The organism is Streptomyces sp. CB02923 (assembly GCF_001905005.1).
Classification (GTDB): Bacteria; Actinomycetota; Actinomycetes; order Streptomycetales; family Streptomycetaceae; genus Streptomyces.
The window spans coordinates 1-25,402 of sequence record NZ_LWKZ01000029.1; the positions used below are offsets into that span (position 1 = coordinate 1).

Here is a 25,402-nt window from a genome sequence, read left to right on the forward strand (position 1 = left end):
GTGAACCCAGATACCCGGCTGCTCTGCGGGGATGGCCCCCTACGCACCCCCTCACGTTGTTTGGCGACTGCGGCCAGCTGGGGGGAGTTTTTCGATCACCCCCGTGCCCGCCCACCGCGTGGTGAGGCTCACGGGGTGGAGGCGGGAGGCGGCCATGGCGTCACCCGGCGGCAGGTGCGCACCCACGGCGTGCTGACCCAGCCGCCACGCTCCGCGCGGCGGGCCCAGTCCACCGCGCGCAGCGCGGTGGACGCTGCCCCTGCGCTGCGCGCAGGGGTATTGCAACCACGATGGCGGGAGAGCCGCAATCCGGCCGGGCTCGGGTCCACGCAGGGGTCTCCCCGCAGAGCAGCCGGGTATCTGGGTTCACTATGTAGTCACCGTTGACGTACACGGTGTCGAGGAGAGGCCCCTGCGTGGGCCCGAGCCCCCCACCACCGGACCCCAAGCGCACAACGCCCACCCCCACCGGGCAAGCCGCGACAGCGAGAAAATGGGCCGAACCGCAACAATGGCCCCATGCACATACTGGTCGTGGAGGACGAAGAAGGCCTGGCCGACTCCTTGCGGCGGGGGCTTGCCGCCGAGGGGCACTGGGTGGATGTCGCGCGGGACGGCCACCGGGGGCTGGAGCTGGCGCTGACCGGCTCGTATGACGCGATCGTGCTGGACGTGATGCTGCCGGGGCCCAGCGGGTACGAGATCTGCGGGCGGCTGCGGCGGGGGGACGACTGGACGCCTGTGCTGATGCTGACCGCCAAGGACGGCGAGTACGACGTGGCCGAAGGGCTGGACGCGGGCGCGGACGACTACCTGACCAAGCCGTTCTCGTTCGTCGTGCTGCTCGCCCGGTTGCGTGCGCTCACCCGGCGCGGCCGGGCTGCCGAGCGTCCGCGCACCTTGCAGAGCGGTGACCTCACGCTGGATGCCGATGCCCGGCGTTGTCGTCGCGGCGACGCCGACATCGAGCTGACCGCCCGCGAACTGGGCGTGCTGCGCTGTCTCATGGCGGGCGAGGGCCAGGCGGTCGCCAAGCGGGACATCCTCGACGAGGTCTGGGACTCGCCGGCCGACGTGGACCCCAACATCGTCGAGGTGTACGTCTCGTCGCTCCGCAAGAAGGTCGACGTGCCGTTCGGCCGCCATTCGATCCGTACCGTGCACGGCACGGGCTACCGGATGGCGCCCGATGACGGCTGAGCACCGGCCGCCGGTGCCGGACAGGGGCGGGAGCGGCCGGGTGCGGGCCGGCCGGTTCCGGACGCGGCCCGCGTCCATGCGCGGCCGTACCGCCGCGGCGGCCGCCCTGGCCATGGGCCTCGTGCTGGCTGTCGGCGGCGGCTGGCTCTACGTGCTGCTGCGCGCCAACCTGCTGGACAACACGACCAGCCGTACCGAAGTCGCCGCCCGCAAGGTCGCCGCGCAGGCGGACACCGGCGCGCTCCCGGCGGTGCTGTCCTCGCCCGCCGACGGCGTCGACCTGGTGCTGGCTCTGGACGCGACGGGCCGGGTCGTCGCCACGAGCCTGCGGACCGCCGACCCGCTCGCGGCCGAGTTGCGGGGCTTCCGTCCGAAGCCGGGCCAGGACTCCGCCGACCGCGTCATCAGCGGTTCCCCCGCCGCGGCGGCGGGCGGTGTCCGCGCGGACGTGGTGGTGGTCCGCGCCACGCCGCCCGGCGGCGGCGGGCAGGAGCGGTACGTGTACGCCGTGACCGTGCTCTCGGACGTGGACGACGCGACCCACGCCATCGGCGTCGCCCTGCTCGCCAGCGCCCCGCCGCTGATCGCGCTGGCCGCCGCCATCGCCTGGGCGGTGACCGGGCTGGCGCTGCGGCCGGTCACCGCGATCAGGACGGAGCTGGCCGCCGTCAGCGAGAGCGAGCTGGACCGGCGGGTGCCGGATCCGGCGGGCGGTGACGAGATCGCGCTGATGGCCCGTACGGTCAACGCCACTCTGGACCGGCTGGAACAGGCCGTCACCCGGCAGCGCCAGTTCGTCGCGGACGCGTCCCACGAGCTGCGCAATCCGATCGCGGCGGTGCGCTCCCGGCTGGAGGTGGCGCTCGCGGACGGAGCCCGCGCGGGGAGCCACGGGCCCGTCGGCCCGGCCGCCGCCTCCGCCTCGCCCGCCCTCCACCACTCCGTACGCGCCGCTCTCCGCGACACCGAGCGCCTCCAGCGCATCGCCGCCGACCTGCTCCTCCTCGCCCGGCTCGACGCGCACGCCCCGCGCGCCGCGGAGCCGGTGGACCTGGCTCTGCTGGCGGCGGAGGAGGCCGCGCGACGTCCGGCGGGCGGCGGGGCGCGGCTGGTTGTCGAGGCCGGCGAGCCCGTTCCCGTACGGGGTGATCCGGCGCAGTTGGAGCGGCTGCTGACCAACCTGGTCGACAACGCCCTGCGGTATGCGGCCTCCGAGGTCCGTGTCACCGCGCGGGCCGAGGAGGGCGAGGGCGGCGCGGTCGCCGTACTGGACGTTACGGACGACGGTCCGGGTATTCCGGAGGCCGCCCGGGAGCAGGTTTTCGAACGGTTCGCCCGGCTCGACGCCGCGCGTGACCGCGAGACCGGCGGTACGGGGCTGGGCCTGGCCATCGCCCGGGGTATCGCCCGCGCGCACGGCGGCGGCCTGACCGTCCGGGGCCGGGAGGACGGGCGGTCCGGCGCGCGCTTCGTGGCCGTTCTGCCCGTACACGCCAAGACTCCGCACGGCCACCGTCCCGGCCGCTCCTGAATCTTCCTTCAGAACCTTCAGACTTCCTTCAGCGCCGCCCGGCCAGCCTGTCCGGATGAAGCACCGTCGCAGGCTCACCACTCCGGACGCGGTCCGCCCGCAACGGCGCCGGTCGCGGCGCGGGCGCAGGTCCCGGCGCAGTGTTCTGCTGCGCAGGCTGGCCCTGTGCGTCGCCGTGCTCCTGCTGTGCACCGCGGGGGCGGGCTGGTACTTCTACCGGGATCTCGCCGCGAAGATCGGCTCGTCGCGGGCGCTCGGCGACGGGGCGCCGAGATCGTCCGGCGGGGCGGCCAACATCCTGCTGATGGGGCTGGACAGCCGCAAGGACCAGAACGGCGACGACCTGCCGAAGGACGTGCTGGAGAAGCTGCACGCGGGCGCCTCGTCCGACATCGGCGGCTACAACACCAACACGCTGATCCTGCTGCACGTGCCCGCCGACGGCGGCCGCGCCACCGCGTTCTCGATCCCGCGCGACGACCTGGTGGACATCCCGGGCCACGGCAAAGACAAGATCAAGAAGGCGTACGGGCTGGCCAAGGCCGAGACCGAGGACCGGCTCGCGCGGCAGGGCGTCACCGGCCACGACCGGCTGGAGCACGAGGGGCGGGAGGCGGGCCGCCGGGCGCAGATCGAGACGGTACGGAACTTCCTCGGCGTGCCGGTCGACCACTTCGCCGAGGTGAACCTGGCGGGCTTCCTGCACATCGCGGACGCGCTCGACGGCGTACCGGTGTGTCTGAAACACGCCGTCAAGGACCGGTATTCGGGCGCCGATTTCCCGGCCGGGCGGCAGACGCTCGACGGGCCGCAGTCGCTGGCCTTCGTACGGCAGCGGCACGGCCTGCCCGCGGGCGACCTGGACCGTACGCGCCGCCAGCAGGCGTTCCTCGCGTCCGCCACGCACAAGCTGAACTCGGCCGGAACGTTCACCGACCCGCTGCGGCTGCTGAGGCTGATGGACGTCGCCAAGCAGGACCTGGTGACCGACGAGGGCTGGGACCTGCTGTCGTTCATCAAGCAGGCCAAGAACCTTTCGGGCGGGAATGTACGATTCAGTACGCTGCCCGTGGAGGGGTTCGCCAAGCATCGCGGCGAGGATGTGAACCGGGTGGATCCGGACAAGATACGGCGGCTGGTGGCCCGGCAGATCGGGCCTGGAGCCGACCGCTCCGGCGCTCCCACCAGCACCGACGCCCCCGGAGACGGACCTGACACACCTCATTCACCTGCGGGAACCCTGCAACCTCCGCCCTCGTCTTCCTCATCGACGGTGGAGTCCGGTTCCGGGGCGGGAAGTTCCGGGCAGACGGCTCACATGATTGATGGCGGAGGCATCCCGTGCGTGGACTGACGAGCTCGCTGCGGCCCCCAGAGGGGCCGGAGAGCGATGCCGAGCGCACGATGACGTTCGCCGCCCTCTCCCAGGCCCCGAACCGGCGGCGTACGGAGATGTGGCTGCTCGGCTTCACCCTGCTCATCACGGTCTTCGGCTACTCGTACACCGGCCTGTCGATGACCGGCCGGCTGCCCGACGGGCTGCCGGGTTTCGCCGCCGCCATGTTCTTCATGTCGCTCGTCCCGCACCTGGTGGTCCGCCGCTTCGCGCCGCGCGCCGACCCGCTGATCCTGCCGCTCGCCACGCTGCTGTCCGGCATCGGCCTGGTGCTGCTGAACCGCCTCGACATCACGTACGTGGCCAAGCCCAGCCTGCACATGGCCCCGGCGGCCGGCGGGCAGCTGGTGTGGACGGTGATCGGCGTAGCGGTCTGCACGGCCACGCTGATGCTGCTGCGCGACCACCGTTTCCTCCAGCGCTACATCTACCTGACGATGGCCGTCGCGCTGGTGCTGCTGATGGCCCCGGCGTTCTTCCCCGGTGACACGTACGGCGCGAAGCGCTGGATATTCGTGGGGCCGCTGTCGCTGCAGCCCGGCGAGTTCGTGAAGATAATGATCGCGGTCTTCTTCGCGGGCTATCTCACCCTGAACCGCGACGCGCTCGCCCTCTCCGGGCGCCGCGTCATGGGCGTCCAGCTGCCGCCCGGCCGCCAGCTCGGACCGATCTTCACCATCTGGATCATCAGCCTCCTGGTGCTGGTCTTCGAACGCGACCTCGGTACGTCGCTGATCTTCTTCGGCCTCTTCGTGATCACGCTCTACCTGGCCACCGAACGCACCAGCTGGGTGCTGTGCGGCCTGGCCATGGCCGTGATCGGCGCCGCCGTCGTCGGCACGACCGAGCCACACGTCAAGGGCCGGGTCGTGGCCTGGCTGCACCCGATGGACATCTTCCTGCCCCAGCAGCAGCGGCCGCCGGGCCTGATCTCCGAGCAGGCCGCCCAGGCGCTGTTCAGCTTCGGCAGCGGCGGCATCAGCGGTACCGGCCTGGGCCAGGGCCACCCCGAACTGATCGGCTTCGCGGGCAACAGCGACTTCATCCTCACCACCGTCGGCGAGGAACTGGGCCTGTCCGGCGTGATGGTCGTCCTGCTCCTGTACGTGCTGCTCGCCCAGCGCGGCCTGCGCGTCGGCCTCACCGCCCGCGACCCCTTCGGCAAACTGCTGGCGGTCGGCCTGGCCAGCGCGCTGCTGCTCCAGGTCTTCGTCGTCGCAGGCGGCGTCACCGGGCTGATACCCCTCACCGGCAAGGCGCTGCCGTTCCTGGCCAAGGGCGGCTCCTCGCTCGTCGCGAACTGGGTGATGGTCGCGCTGCTCGTCCGGATCAGCGACAGCGCGCAGCGCCGCCGGGAGCCGGTAGGAGCACCGGGCGGGCGCGGCGGACGGCGCGGGCGCCGCGCCCGCGCCGCGACGGACCTGGACGCGACACAGGCCACGCCCCGCGTGGCTGCGGCGCTGCCCGCCCCCGCCACACCGCAGCCGGGCGGCCGCCCCACGGGCCACGGGCGCCGCGCCCGCCGTACGCGGGGATAGCGGCGGCCCCTGCCGCCGCCGGAGGCTGCACAGCACCCGCACCCGCCCTCGCAGGTCCCTCCCCCGCACGGCCCCGCCGCTCCCGTACGCGCGCGCTGGCCCACAATGGACCGGGTGAACCAGGCGAACGACCTCGACTCCTTCTCCGCGCTGCACACGCCCGAAGGGCAGGCGCTGCTGGCCGAACTGCGCGACCACGACCCCGCCGACGAACTGGCGACCGCGACCAGGCTGCGGCGCGACCATCCGGCGCCGCTGGTCTCCGCCGCGCTGGGCCAGGCGCGGCTGCGCCAGCGCGCCGCGGCCAAGTTCGGGGCGGACGCCGCGCGGATGTACTTCACGCCCAACGGCGTCGAGCAGTCCACCCGCAGCACGGTCGCCGCCCACCGGGCGGCCCGCCTCGCCGCCCTCGGCGTCCGCTCGCTCGCCGACCTGTGCTCCGGCATCGGCGGTGACGCCATCGCCCTGGCCCGCGCCGGCATCCACGTCCTGGCCGTCGACCGCGACCCGCTGGCCTGCGCGGCGGCCCGCGCCAACGCGGAGGCGCTGGGGCTGGCCGACCGCATCGAGGTGCGCTGCGCCGACGTCACCGAGGTGGACACCTCGGCGTACGACGCGGTGTTCGTCGACCCGGCGCGGCGGGGCGGCCGGGGCGGGCGCGGCGGCCGGATCTTCGACCCCGAGGCGTACTCGCCGCCGCTGTCCTGGGCCGTGCAGGCCGCCCGTACGGCGCCGCACGCGGCCCTCAAGATCGCGCCGGGCATCCCGCACGAGATCGTCCCGGACGAGGCCGAAGCGGAGTGGATCTCCGACGGCGGGGACGTGAAGGAGGCGGTCCTGTGGTTCGGCACCGCGCCCGGCGCGCGCCGCGCCACCCTGCTCCCGGCCGGTGACTCCCTCCTGGACACCGGCCTGCCCGACCCCGAGCCCGGCCCGGTCGGCCGCTGGCTGTACGAACCGGACGGCGCCGTCATCCGCGCGCACATGGTCGCGGAGGTCGCCCAGCGGGTGGACGGCCGCCTGATCGACCCGACCATCGCCTACGTCACGGCGGACGAGCACCGTCCGACCCCGTACGCCACCGCGTACGAGATCACCGACACGCTGCCGTTCAACGTCAAGAAGCTCAGGGCACTGCTGCGCGAACGCGGCATCGGCGTCGCCGTGATCAAGAAGCGCGGTTCCGCCGTCGAACCCGACGAGCTGCGCAAGAAACTGAAGCTCTCCGGCCCGGACTCCTGCGTCGTCTTCCTGACCCGGGTGGCGGGCGCCCCCACGATGCTCCTCGGCCGGGAAGCCCCCACGGCCTGACGCGGCGCCCCGCCACCGCGCCGCCTACGCCCGGTCCGTCAGCTCCTCCGCGAACACCTGCGACAGGGGCTGCGGGCCGACGTACTGCTGGCAGGTGCACTGCCCCGGCTCGTACCTGACCGGCTTCTTCTCCGCGTCCCAGGCCGTCGGAACCTGCGTCACCTCATGGCACCGGCCCTGCTTGTCGTGCTTGGCGAGATGGTGCGTACACCCGCAGACCGCCTCCGGCGGCCGCTGCGCCGCCTCCAGCTCCAGCCGCTCCCGCTGCGCACTCTCCAGCCGCTCCATCTTCCGCGCGTGCCGCGTACTCATCGCCTTCCGCCCGACATCGGCGACCTTGGCGAAACCCCCCGCCATGAAGAACGCGAACACCCACCAGAACCAGTTCACAGCCTGCCCCCTCCCCGTAAGCACATACGCCAGTCATGACCAGGGTATGACCTGCCGTCAGGGGGCGGGGGCGGCAGGGCGTTCCTTCAGAGGGCCGCGAACGGCGGAACGATGCGCGTGATCGCCACCAGCTTGCTCCTGGGAAGGGGGGAGGAAGAAGAAGAATCCGCCTGCCGCGTCCATACGGCGCATCCCACCGGGGCGAGGTCCGACGCCCATGTCGGAGATGTCCACACCCACATCGGCCAGTTCGACGAGTTGGCCGACCAGGTGCTCGACCTCGGCCACCACTTCGGCCGGCACGCCTCCGGCCACATGCCGGGAGTCGGGGACGTACTCCCACTTCCAGGGTTCCTTCAAGACGCTTCCTGCGCCACGGCGGCATGGGCGGCTTCCAGGATGCTGCCGAGTTCGGCCGCCGCGCTCCGGGCCTCGTCAGCGTTGTCGGTGGCCACGGCCAGGTCCTCCAGTTCCCGGAACCTGGCAGCGATCTTGGGGTGACGCTGGATGTGTACGTAGGCGGCCCACTGGGTCGTGAAACGCCGCAGAGGCTGGAGGTCGGAGCCCTGCCGAGCCTGATCGGCGGCCCGGGAGAGCTCTTGGGCGAAGGCGGGCAGCGCAGCGGGGGCGATCTGCGCCACGGCATCGCGCAGCAGCGTGATCGACGCCGGAGGCTGCGGGATGAGGGGGCGCTCGGAGGCACTGGCGGTCATCGGTTCTCCCATGGGCGGGATTCTGGGCCGTGGGCCCAGGGTAGCCAGCGGGAACCGGGACGCTTCATGCGAACGAGTGGCGCGGCTCGTGCCCGGGGCCGCCCCGCCTCCGGCCCGCCGTCTACGCGTACAAGTTGCCCTTGCTCAGCTCATGGAAGTGGTCGTGATCGTGGCCATGGCCGTGGCCGTGTGTGTGGCCGTGGGCGTGGTCCGGGTTCGGTACGTGGGGTTCCGTTACCGGGAGGGAGGAGTCGGCGGGGAGGTTCCAGGCGGAGGTGGGGCGGTTGCGGGCGACCATTTCGGCGCCGAGGGCGGCGACCATGGCGCCGTTGTCGGTGCAGAGTTTGGGGCGGGGGACGCGGAGGGTGATGCCCGCCTTCTCGCAGCGGTGCCGGGCCAGCGCGCGGAGGCGGGAGTTGGCGGCGACGCCGCCGCCGATCATCAGGTGGTCGACGCCGTTGTCCTTGCAGGCGCGTACCGCCTTGCGGGTCAGGACGTCGACGACGGCCTCCTGGAAGGACGCCGCGACGTCCGCGACCGGGACCTCCTCGCCCGCCGCGCGCTTGGCCTCGATCCAGCGGGCGACGGCCGTCTTGAGGCCGGAGAAGGAGAAGTCGTAGGCCGGGTCGCGGGGGCCGGTCAGGCCGCGCGGAAACCTGATCGCTTCGGGGTCGCCTTCGCGCGCGTAGCGGTCGATGACCGGGCCGCCCGGGAAGCCCAGGTGCAGGACGCGCGCGACCTTGTCGAACGCCTCGCCCGCCGCGTCGTCGATGGTCGAGCCGAGGGGGCGTACGTCGGAGGTGATGTCGGGGGCGAGCAGCAGGGAGGAGTGGCCGCCGGAGACCAGGAGGGCCATGGTCGGTTCGGGCAGGGCGCCGTGTTCGAGCTGGTCGACGCAGATGTGCGAGGCGAGGTGGTTGACGCCGTAGAGCGGCTTGCCGAGGGCGTAGGCGTACGCCTTGGCGGCCGAGACGCCGACGAGCAGGGCGCCCGCCAGGCCGGGGCCGGCGGTGACCGCGATGCCGTCGAGGTCGGACGCCGCGACGCCGGCCTCCTTCAGGGCGCGCTGGATGGTGGGGACCATCGCCTCCAGATGCGCGCGCGAGGCCACTTCCGGTACGACGCCGCCGAAGCGGGCGTGCTCGTCGACGCTGGAGGCGATGGCGTCCGCGAGGAGCGTGTGGCCGCGCACGATGCCGACGCCGGTTTCGTCGCAGGAGGTCTCGATGCCGAGGACGAGCGGTTCGTCAGCCATGGGTCTGCGTTCCTTGTGCGGAGGGGGGAGCCGCGGGGGCGTCGGCCGGTTCCGGGGCGGAATCGTCCGGGGATTCGGAGGGGGATTCGGTGGTACGGCGCATGACGAGGGCGTCCACGTTGCCCGGCTGGTAGTAGCCGCGCCGGAAGCCGATCGGCTCGAAGCCGAAGCGTTCGTACAGGCGCTGGGCCCGGGAGTTGTCGACGCGCACTTCGAGCAGCACCTCGGCGCATTCGAAGGCGGTGGCCGCGGACAGCAGCTCGGTCAGCAGCCGGGAGCCGAGGCCGGTGCCCCACTGGTCGCGGGCGGTGGCGATGGTCTGGATGTCGCCGGTGCCGTCGACGGCGGCGAGGCCGCCGTAGCCGACCAGGCGTCCGCCGTGTTCGGCGACGAGGTAGCGGCGGTTGGCGGCCGGGCCGCGCGCGTGCGCCAGCTCGGACCAGAACATGCCCGCCGACCAGGCGTCCTCGGGGAACAGTTCGCGTTCCAGCTCCAGTACGGGGGCGATGTCCCACCAGCGCATCTCGCGGAGCACGGCCCCGTCCCGTGTGCCCTCCGCGGCAGCCACCCGTGTGGTCACTTCGGGGTGACCACCTTGTAGTTGGCGGGCACCTGCGCATCGGGGCGGCGCAGGTACAGCGGCCGCGGCGGCAGGAGTTCTTCGCCGCGCGCCAGCTTCTCGGCGGCCAGCGCGGCGAGCGCGCCCGCGGACTGGTGCTCCGGGCCGCCGTCCCGTACGCCGGTGAACGTGTCCGCGTACAGCAGCGCGCCCGCGCCCACCGACGGCAGCGCGCCGGCCTCGTCGGCGATGTCGGCGGGGCGGTCCACGGCGGGCTCGGTGAGGCGCGTACGGGCGTCGGCGTAGCGCGCCCAGTAGACCTCCTTGCGGCGGGCGTCGGTCGCCACCAGGAACGGCTCGTCGAGCCCGGAGGCGTACGCGATGCCGTCCAGCGTGCACAGGCCGTGCACCGGCACGTCGAGCGCGGCGCCGAACGTCGCGGCCGTGACGAGCCCGACCCGCAGGCCGGTGTACGGGCCGGGGCCGACCCCGACGACGATGTCGCTGACCGCGTCGAGTTTCACCCCGGCTTCGGCGAGGACCCGGTCGACGGCGGGCAGCAGCAGTTCGCCGTGCCGGCGGGCGTCGACCTGGCGTTCCTCGGCGAGGACGCGGGAGCCGTCGTGGACGGCGACGGTGACGGCGGGGGTTGCGGTGTCCAGAGCAAGCAGCAGCACGCCTTCAAGACTACGGCGCGGCCGCGGGTGCCTCGCCGGGTGCTACCGTCACCCGTAGTCACGCGCGTACGAAAGGTGGCACGGCGGTGTCCGCAAGAAGCAGCTCGATCGTCACCGCTTTGACCACGGTTGCGCTCGCCGCCGTCGGTTTCCTGGCCTACCAGGCGTCCGCCTCGGCCCCCGATCACACCACCGCGGGCAAGTCCCCGTCGTCCACCGCGAGCCCGGCCCCGGACAAGGGCAAGGACGGTACGCCCAAGCCGAAGCCGCAGGTGCCGGTCCCGGCGGGCTCGGGCGACGGCGAGCGGGTCGTCTACGCGCTGGGCGCGAAGCGGGTGTGGCTGGTCACGGCGGACGGCAAGGTGAAGCGGACGTACGAGGTCACGCCGAGCACCGTCAGCCCGGCGCCGGGCACGTACAAGGTCAACGGGCGTTCGCTGAAGATCCCGGGCTCGGACGGGGTACCGATCGAACACGTGGTGCTCTTCACGGTTGCCGACGGCGTGGTGATCGGGTTCAGCGCGGCGGTGGACGGCTCGATGCCGGACCCGAACGCGACGAAGAAGACCGGCGGTATCCGGGAGTCGCGTGCGGACGGCACGGCGATGTGGGACTTCGCGCTGCGCGACACGAAGATCGTCGTCGTTCCCTGAGCTGCGGCCGGTGACTGCGACAACCGGCGGCCCCGGCGATCGGTGATCCCGGCGGCCGCTGACTCCGGCGGCCGGTGATCCCGGCGGCCGCTGACCGGCCGAAGACGCCCGCCGTGGAAGACGCCCGCCGCGAAACGCGCAGGCTACGCGGCGCTGCGCGCGCTGCCGCCCTGCGGACCGCTGTCCTCCGCGTCCTCCTCCGCCTCGGCGCGGGCCGGCGGCTCGGGGGGCGTGGACACGGCGCTGGCCGCGGCGCACGCCGCCAGCAGCTGGTTCATGGTGGGCGAAGGCTCGGCCGCGCCGTTGCGGACCGCTGCGGTGACGGGCTGGTGGGCCGACATGGATGCCTCCCGTGGCTCCTGGGCAAGCGGGCATAGTTAGGCAGACCTAACCGGCTCTCTCTTCACCCATGTGACCACGTCCGGCGCCGCGCGCGCAACATCTTCCCGACGGCTTGTCGGAAACTACCGCACGGGCGCCGCCTACGCGCCGGCGAGCACCGTCAGATCCACGGCCGCCCAGCGCGGCCCGACACCGCGGACCGTGACCTCGCGCACGTCGTCCGCCTCGTCCGCCTCGTCCGCTCCGGCCCCGTCCACCGCCCCGCCGCCCAGGTCCGGGGCCGGCGCGTCGGCACCCACGGCACGCTCGATGACCACGTGCAGCCGGTCCTCGGACAGCTCCTCGACCTTGCCGTCGCCCCACTCCACGACCACCACCGACTCCGGCAGCGACACGTCGAGGTCCAGGTCCTCCATCTCGTCCAGCCCGCCGCCGAGCCGGTACGCGTCCACGTGCACCAGGGCCGGTCCCCCGGTCAGCGGCGGGTGCACCCGCGCGATCACGAATGTCGGGGAGGTGACCGCGCCGCGCACGCCGAGGCCCTCGCCCAGCCCGCGGGTCAGCGTCGTCTTGCCCGCTCCCAGCTCCCCGGTCAGCAGCACCAGGTCCCCGGGGCGCAGCAGCCCGGCCAGCCCGCGGCCCAACTCCTGCATCCGGTGCGGTGACTTGACGGTTACGTGCACGGTCGTCTCGGTGGCGCTCATGCGCCGATGGTACGGGGCACACAACCGGCATTCCGAACCCGTCCGCGGCGGGCGGGGGCCGGACCGCCGCGTCATGGGGCGGGGCCCGGGTCCGGGCCCCGCCCTGCGGCCGTGCGGGCCTCGGTTAGGGCAGCCCGCTGTCGACGGCCCTCATCAGCGTGCCCGTCGGGGTGTCACCGGACATTTCCCAGATCATGGCCCCCAGCAGTCCCTTGGACTTGAGCCAGTCCGTCTTCTTCCCGATCGACCAGGTGTCGTCGAACGACCACCACTGGCCGTTCGCGCCGGTGTAGCCGTACGTGGAGATGGACTGCTCGTCGTGGTGGACGGTCATGTTGGGGACGTTGACCAGGAGGTTCTGGTAACCCCGGATGCCCGCCTCCTCCGGGAACTGGCCCGGGGCCGCGCCGTCCGCCGCCTGCCATTCGCCGTGTACGCCGCCTTCCGCGACGGTCTTCCAGCCACGGCCGTAGAACGGGAAGCCGATGGTCAGTTTGCGCGGGCTGATTCCCGCGTCCAGGTACACCTTGACGGCGTTCTCGACGCTGAAGTGGAAGTCGTACGGGTCCTGCGTGTCGCGGTAGAGGTTGGCCTGGTGGCCGGTGCGCTTGGGCTCCCAGGAGTTGTCGCTGCCCGAGCCGTGGAAGTCGTAGCCCTGGACGTTGGCGTAGTCCAGCGACTCGAAGATCGTGGACAGGTCCCAGCCCTGCTGGATCTTGACGGGGTCGGCGGGCGTGAAGGCGGTCAGCAGCTTGTGCTCGCCGCCCAGCGCGTCGAGCTGCCGGCGGAACTCCTTGATCAGCAGCGCGAGGTTGGCCTTGTCGGCCGGGCTGTAGTGGTTGCCCGGATGGCCTTCGGCGCCCGGCCACTCCCAGTCCAGGTCGATGCCGTCGAAGATGCCCGCGCCCGTTCCGGGGCCGCCCGCGCCGTTGTAGGCGGGCAGGTTGCCCTTGATCCACACGTCGACGCAGGAGGCGGCGAACTTCTTGCGGGAGGCGTCGGTGGCCGCCGCGTCGGAGAAGAACTTCGAGTACGTCCAGCCGCCGAGCGACATCACCACCTTCAGGTGCGGGTGCTTGGCCTTGAGCTTCTTGAGCTGGTTGAAGTTGCCGCGCAGCTTGCCCCAGCCGTCGTCGGCCACCCCGTCGACCGACTGCGCGGCGGGGAACGCGCGCCCGTAGTCGGCGTCCGCGTCACCCGCGCCGGTGCCCTCGTCCGGGTCCTGCGGATTGCCCGAGACGCCCTTGGTCACGCCGGCCAGGCAGGTGAGGTTCTTGGGGTCGATGTTGGCGAAGGCGTAGTTGATGACGTCGAGTCTGGCGGCGGCGCCCGAGGTGTCGAGGTTCTTGACGAAGTACTGGCGTCCGTAGATGCCCCACTGCGCGAAGTACCCGACCTTCAGATACTTGCCGGGCCCGGCCACGTCGTCCGTGGTGACGGTCAGGGCGTTGGAGGCGGGCGAGGCGTTCTCGGCCGCGTCGCGTGCCTTGACGGTGAAGGTGTACGAGGTGGCGGGCGTCAGGCCGTCGACCGTGGCGGCCGTGGTGCCGCCGGAAACGGTGGTGGCCAGATCGGCGCCCCGGTAGACGTCGTACGCGACCACGCCGACATTGTCGGTGGCCTTGTCCCAGGCCAGGGAGACGCTGGAGGAAGTCGTCGCGGTACGGCGCAGGCCGCCGGGCGCGGTCGGCGGCACCGGGTCGCTCGCCGGGTCCACGGTGTTCGCGGTCACGGGCGCGCTCAACGGCCCGGTGTTGCCGCGCCGGTCCTTCGCCCGGACGGTGAACGTGTAGCGGGTGGCCGGGGTCAGGCCACTCACGGTCGCGGTCGTGCCCGCGGAGGTGGCGACCGGACGGCCCTCGCTGAGCACCTCGTAGGAGGTGACCGGGTAGTCGCCCTGGGTGGCGGCCGGCCAGCTCAGCGAGACGCTGCGCGCCGTGGTGGCGGTGACCGCGGGTGTGCCGGGCGCGGACGGCGGTACGTCCGGGGTGCCGTCGCACTTGTCCCCGTTGACGGTGCAGGTCGCGGGGGTGCCGACGGGGCCGCTGGCGATGAACCAGTAGCTGAACGGTTCGGTGCTGCCGCCGGCCGGGACGTTCGCGTTGTAGTGGGCGTTCTTGACCGTCACGTGGCGGCCGGTGACGGTGGCGTCGCCGTTGTAGTGCCCGCTGATGGTGACACCGGCCGGCAGGTCGAACTCCAGTGTCCAGCCGGTGACGGCGGCGGAACCGCCGTTGCGGACGACATAGGTGCCTTTCCACCAGGAGCCGTTTTCCTGGGCGGAGAAGGCCGCGGTGAGGGTTCCCGCCGCCTGGGCGGGGGCCGCCGGGCCGGTCAGCACGGCGGCCACGGACAAGATCAATGCGGTGAGCAGGGCCGCGGCTCTGCTGCGGAATCTGCGCCGGTCTTTCATGGGCACCCCTGTGAGTGTGGGTGGTACAGGGAGTGAGAACCGAAGTGCGCATACCCGGCCGCGCGCCAGGGTGGCGGGTGTGGTGCCGCCGGGTGCCGGATGGCAGTCGCACCATAAAAGGTCTGGACCAACACGTCAACAGGCGGGGCTACAGGGGTAGTTGGGGGATGGTGGCGTCAGGGGTACGCCTGCGGAGACGCGCGACGACACCGCCGGGGGGCGTGGACGGCGGGCCGGCCGTACCGCCCCGCGGCATGGACGGTGGACCGGCCGTACCGACCCGCGGCATGGACGGTGGACCGGCCGTACCGACCCGCGGCATGGACAGCGGACCGGTCGTACCACCCCGCGAGGCGGCGGGTCACGGCTGGTTACGGTGCGTCTTCAGGGGTATGCGCTCTACGCGCGCGCCGACCGCGCCGCCGCCGCTGTCGCCGCAGCCCGCTCGATCAGCGTCTCCAGATGGCCGGTGACCACCTCGGGGCGCTCCAGCATCACCATGTGTCCCGCCCCCGCCTCGCACACCGAATCCGCGCCGGGCAGCAGCCCGGCGATGGTCTCGCTGTGGTCGGACGGGGTGATCAGGTCCCGGTCACCGGCCAGCACCAGCGCCGGTACGGGGTCGAACGCCACCAGCGCCTCGGTCTTGTCGTGCACGGCGAAGGCCGGGAAGAACTCGGCGACGACATCGATCGGCGTGGCCTCGATCAGCCGCTCGGCGAACCGCGCCACCCCCGGGTCCACCTCCTTCGGCGTACCGAACGAATAGCGCTTGATCAGCCCGGCGAAGAGGTCGGCGGTCGCCCGCCGGCCCTTCTCGACCAGCTCGCTCTGTGCGCCCAGCGCCCTGAGCACGCCCGGCGCCAGGCGGTGGAACGCCTTGACGCCCAGCGACGGCAGCCCGAAGGCGACCTCGCTGAGCCGGCCCGCCGAGGTGCCGATCAGCGCCACGCCGACGACCCGCTCCGCGACGAACTCCGGGTACTGGTCGGCCAGCGCCATCATCGTCATGCCGCCCATGGAGTGCCCGACCAGCACGATCGGCCCCTCGGGCACGGTGGCGTCCAGCACCGCCTTCAGGTCCCGGCCGAGCAGGTCGATGGTGAGCGGCTCGGTGCCCTCGCGCTGGGACCTGCCGCGCTCCGAGCGGCCGTGGCTGCGCTGGTCCCAGTGGACGCTGCGCACGGCGCCGCGCAGGGCCGCGCGCTGGAAGTGCCAGGAGTCCTGGCTCAGGCAGTAGCCGTGGCTGAAGACGACCGTGGGCGCTTCGGAGCGGCGCCCCAGCAGCCCCAGCAGCCGCTTGCGGCGCGCGGCACCGGTCTTGCCGCCCTTACCGCCTTTACCGCCCTTGCCGTCCTGGCCGCCGTGGCCCGCCCGCCCGGCAGGCCCGTCGCCCGGCTCGTCGATCTCGTAATACAGCTCCGTGCCGTCCTCGGCCACCGCCGTGCCCGGTGTGCCGCGCAGCGTCCCGTACGGGCCCGCCGCGTCCAGCGCGAGCCGCGCCTTGCGCCGTACGCCCCGGCCGACCGTCAGCCGTTCGATGGCCACGCCCGCCGCCGCACCGGCCGCGACCACACCGATCGCGGCGCCCGCGATGCCCGCGTGGCGTCCCGCCCGCGTCCAGTTGCCGACCGCCGTGGCCGCTCCGGCCGCCGCTTCCGCCGCGTCGATCGCGGCGTCGGAGGCCGCCCCCGTCCTGTCGCTCATGTCCCGCTCCCCGTGTCCGCGCGCTCGTCAACATAGACGCGTGGCACCCGGGTACCGATCCGCGTGACGATCTCATACCCGATGGTGCCCGTCGCACGCGCCCAGTCCTCGGCGGTCGGCTCGCCCCGGTCCCCCGGGCCGAACAGCACGGCCACGTCTCCCACCTGGGCCGGGTCCCCGCCGAGATCGACCACGAACTGATCCATCGCGATGGTCCCGGCGACCGTCCGCCATTTGCCCGCGACCAGCACCGGTCCGCTGTTCGAGGCATGGCGGGGGATGCCGTCGGCGTAGCCGAGCGGGACGAGGGCGAGCGTGGTCTCACCGGACGTCGTGTAGCGGTGCCCGTACGAGACGCCGTGGCCGCCGGGTACGTGCTTGACCGACGCCAGCGACGCCTCCAGCGTCATCGCCGGACGCAGCCCGTGGTCCTGCGGCACGCCCATCTCCGGGCTGGGCGAGATGCCGTAGATGCCGATCCCGGCGCGCACCAGGTCGAAGTGCGCCTGCGGGAGGCTGAGCAGCGCCGGGGTGTTGGCGTGGTGGCGCACCTCGGGGTCCAGGCCGGCCCGGCGGACCACCGCGTCGGCCTCGGCGAAGACCGCGAGCTGCGCGTCGATGGAGGGGTGTCCGGGCTCGTCGGCGCAGGCGAAGTGCGACCAGACGCCGGTGACCCGTATCGCGCCCTCGGCCTCGGCGGCGCGCGCGGCGGTGACCAGCTCGGGCCAGTCGGCGGGCTGGCAGCCGCTGCGCCCCAGTCCCGTGTCGATCTTCAGCTGGACGCGGGCGGTACGGCCGCACGCCCGCGCCGCCGCGGTCACCTCGTGCAGCGCCCACATCCCGCTGACCGACACGTCGATGTCCTGCTCGACCGCCTCCCGCCAGGGCCCGCCGGGCGTCCACAGCCAGCACATCAGCCGCCCCGTGTCGCCCGCGGCGCGCAGCGCGAACGCCTCCTCGGGGAGCGCGGTGCCCAGCCATGAGGCCCCGGCCTCGCGGGCGGCCCGCGCGCACCGCACCGCGCCGTGGCCGTACCCGTCGGACTTCACCACGGCCATCAGCTCGGCCCGCGGCGCACGGGCCCGCAGCGCCCGCACGTTGGAGCGCACAGCGGCGAGGTCGACGGCCGCACGGGCCCGCATGGCTGTGTGGTTCATCCACCCAGTGTCGCAGAACGGGGTGTTGGGGCCGGGAGAGGCGGGCGCGCCCGGGTACGGGGCACGGGGTACGGGCCGCCGGGCGCTCCGGGCGGCGCCCCGCGGTACGCGGCCGTGCGCCGGGCGCGGACCACGGCCGTACGCCCCGCAAGACCACGGCCGTCCGCCCGGCGCCCTCAGAAGCGGCTGATGTCGCGCCAGGCCGCGCCCAGCGCGCCGGCCACGTCCGTCGCCAGGATCGGCGCGCCGTCCGGGGTGGCCGCCAGGCGGGCGGCCAGGCCGTGCAGGTACGCGCCGGCGGCGGCCGCGTCGCGCGCGGGCAGGCCGGCGGCCAGCAGTGAGCCGGTCAGTCCGGACAGCACGTCGCCGCTCCCGGCGGTGGCCAGCCATCCCGTGCCGGTGGGGTTGGCGCGTACGGGGCCGCCCGCCGCGTCGGCGACGAGGGTCGTGGAGCCCTTGAGGAGGGCGGTGGCGCCGTACCGTGCGGCCAGTTCCCGTACGGAGTGCAGGCGGGCCGCCTCGACGTCCGCCCGGTCGGTGCCGAGCAGGGCGGCGGCCTCTCCGGCGTGCGGGGTGAGCAGGGTCGGCGCGCCGCGGTCCCGTACCCGTGCGGCGTCCAGGAAGCGCAGCCCGTCGGCGTCCACGAGGACGGGTACGCCGGAGTCGAGGACGTCCCCCATCGCGTCGCCGTCGTCGCCGATGCCGGGGCCGATCACCCAGGCCTGGACCCGGCCCGCCTTCGAGGGGGGCCCGGCGTGCACCAGGGTCTCCGGGAACTGCGCGAGGACGGCGTCGGCCGCCGGGCCGACGTACCGTACGGCCCCGGCGCCGCCCCGCAGCGCTCCGGAGACCGCCAGGACGGCCGCGCCCGGATAGCGCGCCGAGCCCGCGACGACGCCCACCACGCCGCGCCGGTACTTGTCGCTCTCCGCCGTGGGGCGGGGCAGCAGCTCCGCCACGTCCGCGTACTGGAGCGCCTCGGCCGTGGCGTCCCCGGGCAGGTCCAGGCCGATGTCCACCAGCCGCAGCGCGCCCGCGTACTCGCGCGCGGGGTCGATGAGCAGCCCCGGCTTGTACGCGCCGAACGTCACCGTCACATCGGCCCGTACGGCGTCCCCCCGCACCTCCCCGGTGTCCGCGTCCACGCCGCTCGGCAGGTCGACGGAGGCCACCACGGTCTGCCGGGCGGCTTCGGCCAGCCGGGCCGCCTCAGGCCGCAGCCCGCCCTTGCCGCCGATGCCGACGATGCCGTCCACGACGAGGTCGGCCCGCGCGATGTCGGCCAGGGCGTCGCCGGAGACCCGGCCGCCCGCCGCGCGCAGTGCCGCCAGGCCGCCCGCGTGGGCCCGGTCCGGTGACAGCAGGACGGCGCGTACGCCCGCGCCGCGCCGGGCCAGCCGGGCGCCCGCGTACAGCGCGTCGCCGCCGTTGTCCCCGCTGCCCACGAGCAGCACGACCCGGGACCCGTACACCCTCCCCAGCAGCTCCGCACAGGCCACCGCGAGCCCGGCGGCGGCCCGCTGCATCAGGGCTCCTTCGGGCAGCCGCGCCATCAGGTCCCGCTCGGCCGCCCGTACGACATCCACGCTGAACGCAGTCCTCATGCCCCCAGTCTCACCCCGGCCGGCGCGGGCATTCCTCCCGGCTCGCCCGGCCGGGTACGGACCGCCCGCGCGGGCGCCGCTCAGCCCTCGGCCACGACCACCGCGGAGGCCACGCCCGCGTCGTGACTGAGCGACACGTGCCAGGAGCGCACGCCGAGTTCCGCGGCCCGCTCGGCGACCGTGCCCCGGATCTTGAGTATCGGCTGCCCGGTCTCCAGCACCGCCACCTCCGCGTCCGTCCACCGCAGCCCGGCGGGCGCGCCGAGTGCCTTGGCCACCGCCTCCTTGGCGGCGAACCGCGCGGCGAGCGAGGCGATACCGCGGCGCTCGCCGCTGGGCAGCGTCAGCTCGCGTTCGACGAACAGCCGTGTCGCCATGTCCGGGGTGCGCTCCAGCGCGGCCGCGAACCGGTCGATCTCGGCGACGTCGATCCCCACCCCGATGATCATTCGACGGTCACCGACTTGGCGAGGTTGCGCGGCTGGTCGACCTCGTTGCCGCGCGCGGTGGCCAGTTCGCAGGCGAAGACCTGGAGCGGCACCGTGGAGACCATCGGCTGGAGCAGGGTGGGCGTGCGCGGGATGCGGACGAGGTGGTCCGCGTACGGGACGACCGTCTCGTCGCCCTCCTCGGCGATCACGATGGTGAGCGCGCCCCGGGCCCGGATCTCCTGGATATTGGAGACGATCTTGTCGTGCAGGACGGACCGCCCACGCGGCGACGGCACGACCACGACGACCGGCACGCCCTCCTCGATCAGCGCGATCGGCCCGTGCTTCAGCTCGCCCGCCGCGAAGCCCTCCGCGTGCATGTACGCGAGTTCCTTCAGCTTCAGCGCGCCCTCCAGGGCGACGGGATAGCCCACGTGCCGCCCCAGGAACAGCACCGTGTTCTTGTCCGCGAGGCTGCGCGCCAGCTCCCGTACCGGCTCCATCGTCCCCAGGACCTCGTCGACCTGCGTGCCGATCGCGGCCAGCTCGCGCACCACCGCCCGGATCTCGTCGCCCCACTGCGTGCCGCGCACCTGGCCCAGGTACAGGGCGAGGAGGTAACAGGCCACCAGCTGCGTCAGGAACGCCTTGGTCGAGGCGACCGCGACCTCGGGGCCCGCGTGCGTGTAGAGCACCGCGTCCGACTCGCGGGGGATCGTCGAGCCGTTGGTGTTGCACACCGCGAGCACCTTCGCGCCCTGCTCACGGGCGTGCCGTACCGCCATCAGGGTGTCCATCGTCTCGCCGGACTGCGAGATGGCGACGACCAGGGTGCGCGGGTCCAGGATCGGGTCGCGGTAGCGGAACTCGCTGGCCAGCTCCACCTCGCAGGGGATACGCGTCCAGTGCTCGATCGCGTACTTGGCGATCATCCCGGCGTGGAAGGCCGTACCGCAGGCCACTATCACCACCTTGGTGGCCTCGCGCAGCACCGTGTCGTCGATGCGGACCTCGTCCAGCGAGAGCACCCCGGACTCGTCCACCCGGCCCAGCAGCGTGTCGGCGACCGCCTTCGGCTGCTCGGCGATCTCCTTGAGCATGAAGTAGTCGTAGCCGCCCTTCTCGGCGGCCGACGCGTCCCAGTCCACGTGGTAGTTGCGCACCTCCCCGGGCGCGCCGTCGAAGCCGGTGACCGTCACCCCGTCCCGGCGCAGTTCCACGACCTGGTCCTGGCCCAGTTCGACGGCCTCGCGGGTGTACGAGATGAACGCCGCCACGTCCGACGCGAGGAACGCCTCGTCCTCGCCGATGCCCACCACCAGCGGTGAGTTGCGGCGTGCGCCCACCACCACGTCCGGCGCGTCCGCGTGCACCGCCACCAGCGTGAACGCGCCCTCCAGCCGCCGGCACACCTGGCGCATCGCCTCGGCCAGGTCACCGCAGGAGGAGAAGTTCTCCGCCAGGAGGTGCCCGACCACTTCGGTGTCCGTCTCGGAGGCCAGCGTGTGGCCGCGCCCGGCCAGTTCGGCGCGCAGGGCCGCGAAGTTCTCGATGATGCCGTTGTGGACGACGGCGACGCGCCCGGCGTTGTCCAGGTGCGGATGGGCGTTGACGTCGGTCGGCGCGCCGTGCGTGGCCCACCGCGTGTGCCCGATCCCGGTCGGCCCGGCGGGCAGCGGACGGTCCGCCAGTTCCTTCTCCAGGTTGGCGAGTTTGCCCGCCTTCTTGGCCGCGGCCAGCCCGCCGTCGGCGGGCACGGCCACCCCGGCCGAGTCGTAGCCGCGGTACTCCAGCCGCTTCAGCCCGGTGAGCACGACGTCCAGGGCGGACCGGCCGCCCGCATACCCCACGATTCCGCACATGAGGGCAGCCTACGGGGCCACCCGGCCCGTACCGGCGCTCCATCCGGTCAACGGCGACGCGCACCGGATGCGGGCCCCGCCGACACGCGCGCCGGGCGGCCACAACCCCACCCCGAGGTGAACCGCCCGCCGGACCTGCGGACAATGGGCGCGTGCCCCTCACCACAGAGCCGACCGAGTCGCAGCACCGCCGCCGCGCCGAGCGCACGCCGTACGTCGACCTGACGCGCGCCGAGTGGAGCGCCCTGCGGGAGAAGACACCGCTGCCGCTGACCGCCGAGGAGGTCGAGCGGCTGCGCGGCCTGGGCGACGTGATCGACCTGGACGAGGTACGCGACGTCTACCTCCCGCTGTCCCGCCTGCTCAACCTGTACGTCGGCGCGTCCAGCAACCTGCGCGGCGCCCTGAACACCTTCCTCGGCGACGCGGGCGGCGGCCACGGCGCGCAGCCCGGCACCCCGTTCGTCATAGGGGTCGCGGGCAGCGTGGCGGTCGGCAAGTCCACCACCGCCCGGCTCCTCCAGGCGCTGCTGGCCCGCTGGCCGGAGCACCCGCGCGTCGAACTGGTCACCACCGACGGCTTCCTGTTCCCCAACGCCGAACTGCACCGCCGCGGCCTGATGTCGCGCAAGGGCTTCCCCGAGTCGTACGACCGCCGGGCGCTGACCCGCTTCGTCGCCGACGTGAAGTCCGGCAAGTCCGAGGTCAGCGCGCCGGTCTACTCCCACCTGATCTACGACATCGTGCCGGGCGAGCGGCTGACCGTGCACCGCCCCGACATCCTGATCGTCGAGGGCCTGAACGTCCTGCAGCCCGCCCTGCCCGGCAAGGACGGCCGCACCCGGCTCGGCCTCGCCGACTTCTTCGACTTCTCGGTGTACGTGGACGCCCGGACGGAGGACATCGAGCGCTGGTACCTGGGCCGGTTCCGCAAGCTGCGCGAGACCGCCTTCCAGAACCCGTTCTCGTACTTCCGCAAGTACACCCAGGTGTCCGAGGACGAGGCCCTCGACTACGCGCGGATGATCTGGCGCACCGTCAACAAGCCCAACCTGGAACAGAACGTCGCCCCGAACCGCGGCCGCGCCAACCTCGTCCTGCGCAAGGGCCCCGACCACAAGGTGCAGCGGCTGTCACTGCGCAAACTCTGAGGCGCGCCCTCGGCGAGGAGACGCTCCGGGCCCGACGCCGACGAGACCTGCCCCGGCCGTCAGCGGGGTCCGCCCCTGAGGGCGCGCCCGGGGATCGTCCCCGGGGCGCCCCTGGTCCCTGCTACCCCAGCGCCGACTTCACGGCATCCGCCAGACGGCCGGCCACGGCCCCCGCCTGCTCGATGTCCGCGGCCTCGACCATGACCCGCACCAGCGGCTCCGTCCCCGAGGGGCGCAGCAGTACGCGCCCGGTGGCGCCCAGCTCGCGCTCCGCCTCCGCGACGGCCGAGGTGACCTCCGGCGACGTACGGACCCGGGTCTTGTCCACGTCCGGGACGTTCACCAGGACCTGCGGCAGGCGCTCCATGACGCGCACCAGCTCGCCCAGCGGGCGGCCGGTCACGGCGACGCGGGCGGCCAGCATCAGGCCGGTGAGCGTGCCGTCGCCGGTCGTCGCGTGGTCCAGCACGATGACGTGGCCGGACTGCTCGCCGCCGAGCGCGTAGCCCTGGGCCTTCATCTCCTCCAGGACGTAGCGGTCGCCGACCGCCGTCTGGACGAAGGTCAGGCCCTCGCGCTCCATCGCCAGCTTGAAGCCCAGGTTGGACATCACGGTCGCCACGACGGCGTCCTTGCGCAGCGTGCCTGCTTCGCGCATGCCGAGGGCGAGGACGGCCAGGATCTGGTCGCCGTCGATCTCGTTGCCGTCGCGGTCCACCGCCAGGCAGCGGTCCGCGTCACCGTCGTGCGCGACGCCGAGGTCCGCGCCGTGCTCGACGACCGCGGTGCGCAGGCCGGAGAGGTGCGTGGAGCCGCAGTCGTCGTTGATGTTCAGGCCGTCGGGGTCGGTGCCGATGGTGACGACCTCGGCGCCGGCCCGCGCGAACGCCTCCGGGGAGACGCGGGACGCCGCGCCGTGCGCGCCGTCGATGACGACCTTCAGGCCGTCCAGGCGGTTGGGCAGCACGCCCACCAGATGGGCGACGTAGTTGTCGAAGCCCTGGTCGTAGTCCTTGACCCGGCCCACGCCGGCGCCGGTCGGCCGCTCCCACGGCTCACCGGAGCTGTGCGACCGGTACGTGCGCTCGATGCGGTCCTCCAGCTCGTCGGCCAGCTTGTGGCCGCCGCGGGCGAAGAACTTGATGCCGTTGTCGGGCATCGGGTTGTGGCTGGCGGAGAGCATCACGCCCAGGTCCGCGCCGAGGGACCCGGTCAGGTACGCCACGGCCGGGGTCGGCAGCACACCGACCCGCAGGACGTCCACGCCCGCGCTGGCCAGGCCCGCGACGACGGCGGCCTCCAGGAACTCCCCCGACGCCCTCGGATCGCGTCCGACCACGGCCACCGGCCGGTGGCCCTCAAAGGTGCCGGCCTCCGCGAGCACATGCGCCGCCGCGACCGACAGACCGAGCGCCAGCTCCGCCGTGAGATCCGCGTTGGCGACACCGCGCACACCGTCCGTGCCGAAGAGTCGTCCCACTGGTGTCCTCCGAGTTGATGTACGTGGACCAGAGCATTGCGTCCAGGTATACGCCGCTGGTCCCGGATAGCCGAACGCCCCGGCAGCACGGATGGTGCCACCGGGGCGTTCGCCAAGAGCTGCGCGAGCAGCCAAGCGGCAATTAGCGCTTGCTGTACTGCGGCGCCTTGCGGGCCTTCTTCAGACCGGCCTTCTTGCGCTCGACCGCACGGTCGTCGCGCTTGAGGAACCCGGCCTTCTTCAGGGCGCCGCGGTTGTTGTCCTCGTCCGCCTCGTTCAGCGCACGGGCCACGCCCAGGCGCAGCGCGCCGGCCTGGCCGGAGATGCCGCCGCCGGAGATGCGGGCGACCACGTCGTAGCGGTTGTCGAGTTCGAGCACCTTGAAGGGCTCGTTGACTTCCTGCTGGTGCACCTTGTTCGGGAAGTAACCCTCAAGGGTGCGGCCGTTGATCTTCCACTGGCCGGTGCCCGGGATGATCCGCACGCGCGCGATGGCGTTCTTGCGACGGCCGAGGCCGGCAGCCGGCTGCGGGTCGCCGAAGCGCGACGCGAGCGACTCGGAGGTGTACTCACCCTCCAGCGGAATCTCGGTCTCGGTGGTGTACTCCTCGACCTCGTCCAGCGGGGTCTCGGGGGTGGTCTCAGCCACGATGCTCCTCAGATTCTCTTCGTCTTAGGGGGTGGCCGGACTTACTGCGCGACCTGGGTGATCTCGAACGGGACCGGCTGCTGGGCAGCGTGCGGGTGCTCGGCGCCCGCGTAGACCTTCAGCTTCGAGAGCATCTGACGGCCCAGGGTGTTCTTGGGGAGCATGCCCTTGATGGCCTTCTCGACGGCCTTCTCGGGGTTCTTGTCGAGGAGCTCGTCGTAGCGCACCGAGCGCAGACCGCCCGGGAAGCCGGAGTGGCGGTAGGCCATCTTCTGGCTGCGCTTGTTGCCGGACAGGTGCACCTTGTCGGCGTTGACGATGATGACGAAGTCACCGGTGTCGACGTGCGGCGCGTACACCGGCTTGTGCTTGCCCCTCAGGAGGGACGCGGCCTGGGAGGCCAGACGGCCCAGGACAACGTCCTGCGCGTCAATGATGTGCCACTGGCGCTGGACATCGCCGGGCTTGGGGCTGAACGTACGCACGGTTAGCCTTCGCTTCTTCAGTGAATAGGGTCCTGTACTGGCCACCTCGGTCGATCTCCAGCACTGGCGGCCCCACGGGTGACGCAACCCGGGTTCCTGCCGCTGGTCATCGGCCCGGCAGACCGGCGTAAGGGCCCCTCACGTGAGATAGAGCAAGCCAATACGCATAACGAACTGGCAGAATACCGGGCCGC

Annotated in this window: 25 protein-coding genes; 8 read left to right on the plus strand and 17 right to left on the minus strand. The window is 72.9% G+C overall.

Translation table 11 applies throughout. From position 1 onward, the window contains the following. Nucleotides 1–519: 519 nt before the first annotated feature. From A6A06_RS39455 to A6A06_RS39475, 5 genes are all read left to right on the plus strand, one after another. Nucleotides 520–1,200 (plus strand): response regulator transcription factor, encoded by a 681-nt coding sequence (locus A6A06_RS39455; RefSeq protein WP_073768907.1) that lies wholly within the window; start codon nt 520–522, stop codon nt 1,198–1,200. Next, nucleotides 1,190–2,731: a sensor histidine kinase gene (locus A6A06_RS39460; RefSeq protein ID WP_079194661.1), complete on the plus strand. Its 1,542-nt coding sequence runs from the start codon at nt 1,190–1,192 to the stop codon at nt 2,729–2,731. Before A6A06_RS39455 ends, A6A06_RS39460 begins: the two co-directional genes overlap by 11 nt. 55 nt (nt 2,732–2,786) lie before the next feature. After that, nucleotides 2,787–4,085, plus strand: a complete 1,299-nt coding sequence (locus A6A06_RS39465; protein WP_242441187.1) for an LCP family protein — start codon at nt 2,787–2,789, stop codon at nt 4,083–4,085. A 50-nt stretch (nt 4,086–4,135) separates the two neighbouring features. Further along, nucleotides 4,136–5,665 (plus strand): FtsW/RodA/SpoVE family cell cycle protein, encoded by a 1,530-nt coding sequence (locus tag A6A06_RS39470; RefSeq protein WP_079194662.1) that lies wholly within the window; start codon nt 4,136–4,138, stop codon nt 5,663–5,665. Between the two features lie 105 nt (nt 5,666–5,770). Then, complete coding sequence (locus A6A06_RS39475) at nt 5,771–6,976, plus strand: class I SAM-dependent methyltransferase (RefSeq protein WP_073768909.1); 1,206 nt, start codon at nt 5,771–5,773, stop codon at nt 6,974–6,976. 24 nt (nt 6,977–7,000) lie between these two features. Here the strand turns inward: A6A06_RS39475 and A6A06_RS39480 are convergent, their stop codons facing one another. The 6 genes from A6A06_RS39480 to tsaB all read right to left on the minus strand — a co-directional run bounded on the left by A6A06_RS39480 (nt 7,001) and on the right by tsaB (nt 10,570). After that, entirely contained in the window at nt 7,001–7,366 is a 366-nt protein-coding gene (locus tag A6A06_RS39480; RefSeq protein ID WP_073768911.1) for a hypothetical protein, read from the minus strand. A gap of 57 nt (nt 7,367–7,423) precedes the next feature. Continuing rightward, nucleotides 7,424–7,726: a hypothetical protein gene (locus A6A06_RS39485; protein WP_338015988.1), complete on the minus strand. Its 303-nt coding sequence runs from the start codon at nt 7,724–7,726 to the stop codon at nt 7,424–7,426. Continuing rightward, nucleotides 7,723–8,079, minus strand: coding sequence for a hypothetical protein (locus tag A6A06_RS39490; protein WP_073768913.1), 357 nt, complete (start codon nt 8,077–8,079; stop codon nt 7,723–7,725). Before A6A06_RS39490 ends, A6A06_RS39485 begins: the two co-directional genes overlap by 4 nt. Nucleotides 8,080–8,200: 121 nt before the next feature. Next, nucleotides 8,201–9,334, minus strand: a complete 1,134-nt coding sequence (tsaD, locus tag A6A06_RS39495; RefSeq protein ID WP_073768915.1) for a tRNA (adenosine(37)-N6)-threonylcarbamoyltransferase complex transferase subunit TsaD — start codon at nt 9,332–9,334, stop codon at nt 8,201–8,203. After that, nucleotides 9,327–9,857 (minus strand): ribosomal protein S18-alanine N-acetyltransferase, encoded by a 531-nt coding sequence (gene rimI / locus A6A06_RS39500; RefSeq protein WP_079194684.1) that lies wholly within the window; start codon nt 9,855–9,857, stop codon nt 9,327–9,329. The genes tsaD and rimI overlap by 8 nt, the downstream gene beginning before the upstream one ends. A 53-nt stretch (nt 9,858–9,910) precedes the next feature. Continuing rightward, nucleotides 9,911–10,570, minus strand: a complete 660-nt coding sequence (gene tsaB, locus A6A06_RS39505) for a tRNA (adenosine(37)-N6)-threonylcarbamoyltransferase complex dimerization subunit type 1 TsaB (protein ID WP_073768917.1) — start codon at nt 10,568–10,570, stop codon at nt 9,911–9,913. Between the two features lie 86 nt (nt 10,571–10,656). On the opposite strand from tsaB, the gene A6A06_RS39510 reads away from it, so the two are divergent. Beyond that, nucleotides 10,657–11,223: a hypothetical protein gene (locus A6A06_RS39510; protein ID WP_073768919.1), complete on the plus strand. Its 567-nt coding sequence runs from the start codon at nt 10,657–10,659 to the stop codon at nt 11,221–11,223. A gap of 143 nt (nt 11,224–11,366) precedes the next feature. Here A6A06_RS39510 and A6A06_RS39515 read toward each other — a convergent pair whose 3' ends face one another. From A6A06_RS39515 to glmS, 8 genes are all read right to left on the minus strand, one after another. Continuing rightward, complete coding sequence (locus A6A06_RS39515; RefSeq protein WP_073768921.1) at nt 11,367–11,564, minus strand: hypothetical protein; 198 nt, start codon at nt 11,562–11,564, stop codon at nt 11,367–11,369. A 141-nt stretch (nt 11,565–11,705) separates the two neighbouring features. Further along, nucleotides 11,706–12,269: a tRNA (adenosine(37)-N6)-threonylcarbamoyltransferase complex ATPase subunit type 1 TsaE gene (gene tsaE, locus A6A06_RS39520; RefSeq protein ID WP_073768923.1), complete on the minus strand. Its 564-nt coding sequence runs from the start codon at nt 12,267–12,269 to the stop codon at nt 11,706–11,708. Nucleotides 12,270–12,393: 124 nt separating this feature from the next. Next, nucleotides 12,394–14,682, minus strand: coding sequence for a glycosyl hydrolase family 18 protein (locus A6A06_RS39525; RefSeq protein ID WP_073768925.1), 2,289 nt, complete (start codon nt 14,680–14,682; stop codon nt 12,394–12,396). Between the two features lie 399 nt (nt 14,683–15,081). Next, on the minus strand, nt 15,082–16,389 hold the full coding sequence (locus A6A06_RS39530; protein WP_073768927.1) for an alpha/beta fold hydrolase: 1,308 nt from the start codon (nt 16,387–16,389) through the stop codon (nt 15,082–15,084). Beyond that, entirely contained in the window at nt 16,386–17,546 is a 1,161-nt protein-coding gene (gene alr, locus A6A06_RS39535) for an alanine racemase (RefSeq protein ID WP_073768929.1), read from the minus strand. The genes A6A06_RS39530 and alr overlap by 4 nt, the downstream gene beginning before the upstream one ends. Before the next feature lie 176 nt (nt 17,547–17,722). Next, on the minus strand, nt 17,723–19,150 hold the full coding sequence (locus A6A06_RS39540) for a bifunctional ADP-dependent NAD(P)H-hydrate dehydratase/NAD(P)H-hydrate epimerase (RefSeq protein ID WP_073768931.1): 1,428 nt from the start codon (nt 19,148–19,150) through the stop codon (nt 17,723–17,725). An 80-nt stretch (nt 19,151–19,230) separates the two neighbouring features. Continuing rightward, the gene (locus A6A06_RS39545) at nt 19,231–19,599 is read right to left on the minus strand and encodes a holo-ACP synthase (protein ID WP_073768933.1); all 369 of its coding nucleotides are present in this window, start codon (nt 19,597–19,599) and stop codon (nt 19,231–19,233) included. Next, a complete protein-coding gene (gene glmS, locus A6A06_RS39550; protein ID WP_073768935.1) occupies nt 19,596–21,443 on the minus strand; it encodes a glutamine--fructose-6-phosphate transaminase (isomerizing) in 1,848 nt (615 codons plus the stop codon). The genes A6A06_RS39545 and glmS overlap by 4 nt, the downstream gene beginning before the upstream one ends. Between glmS and A6A06_RS43680 the strand changes: the two genes are divergently transcribed. Together A6A06_RS43680 and coaA are read left to right on the plus strand one after the other, a co-directional pair. Next, complete coding sequence (locus A6A06_RS43680) at nt 21,442–21,564, plus strand: hypothetical protein (protein WP_274535915.1); 123 nt, start codon at nt 21,442–21,444, stop codon at nt 21,562–21,564. The genes glmS and A6A06_RS43680 overlap by 2 nt on opposite strands. A gap of 31 nt (nt 21,565–21,595) precedes the next feature. Next, a complete protein-coding gene (gene coaA / locus A6A06_RS39555) occupies nt 21,596–22,594 on the plus strand; it encodes a type I pantothenate kinase (RefSeq protein WP_073768937.1) in 999 nt (332 codons plus the stop codon). A 121-nt stretch (nt 22,595–22,715) separates the two neighbouring features. Here coaA and glmM read toward each other — a convergent pair whose 3' ends face one another. The 3 genes from glmM to rplM form a co-directional block, all read right to left on the minus strand. Further along, nucleotides 22,716–24,074, minus strand: a complete 1,359-nt coding sequence (gene glmM, locus A6A06_RS39560; protein ID WP_073768939.1) for a phosphoglucosamine mutase — start codon at nt 24,072–24,074, stop codon at nt 22,716–22,718. A 142-nt stretch (nt 24,075–24,216) separates the two neighbouring features. Continuing rightward, nucleotides 24,217–24,723 (minus strand): 30S ribosomal protein S9, encoded by a 507-nt coding sequence (rpsI, locus tag A6A06_RS39565; RefSeq protein ID WP_073768940.1) that lies wholly within the window; start codon nt 24,721–24,723, stop codon nt 24,217–24,219. Nucleotides 24,724–24,764: 41 nt separating this feature from the next. Next, nucleotides 24,765–25,208 carry a 50S ribosomal protein L13 gene (gene rplM, locus A6A06_RS39570; RefSeq protein WP_073768941.1) on the minus strand — a complete coding sequence of 148 codons (444 nt, stop codon included), beginning with the start codon at nt 25,206–25,208 and terminating at the stop codon, nt 24,765–24,767. Nucleotides 25,209–25,402: the final 194 nt, after the last annotated feature.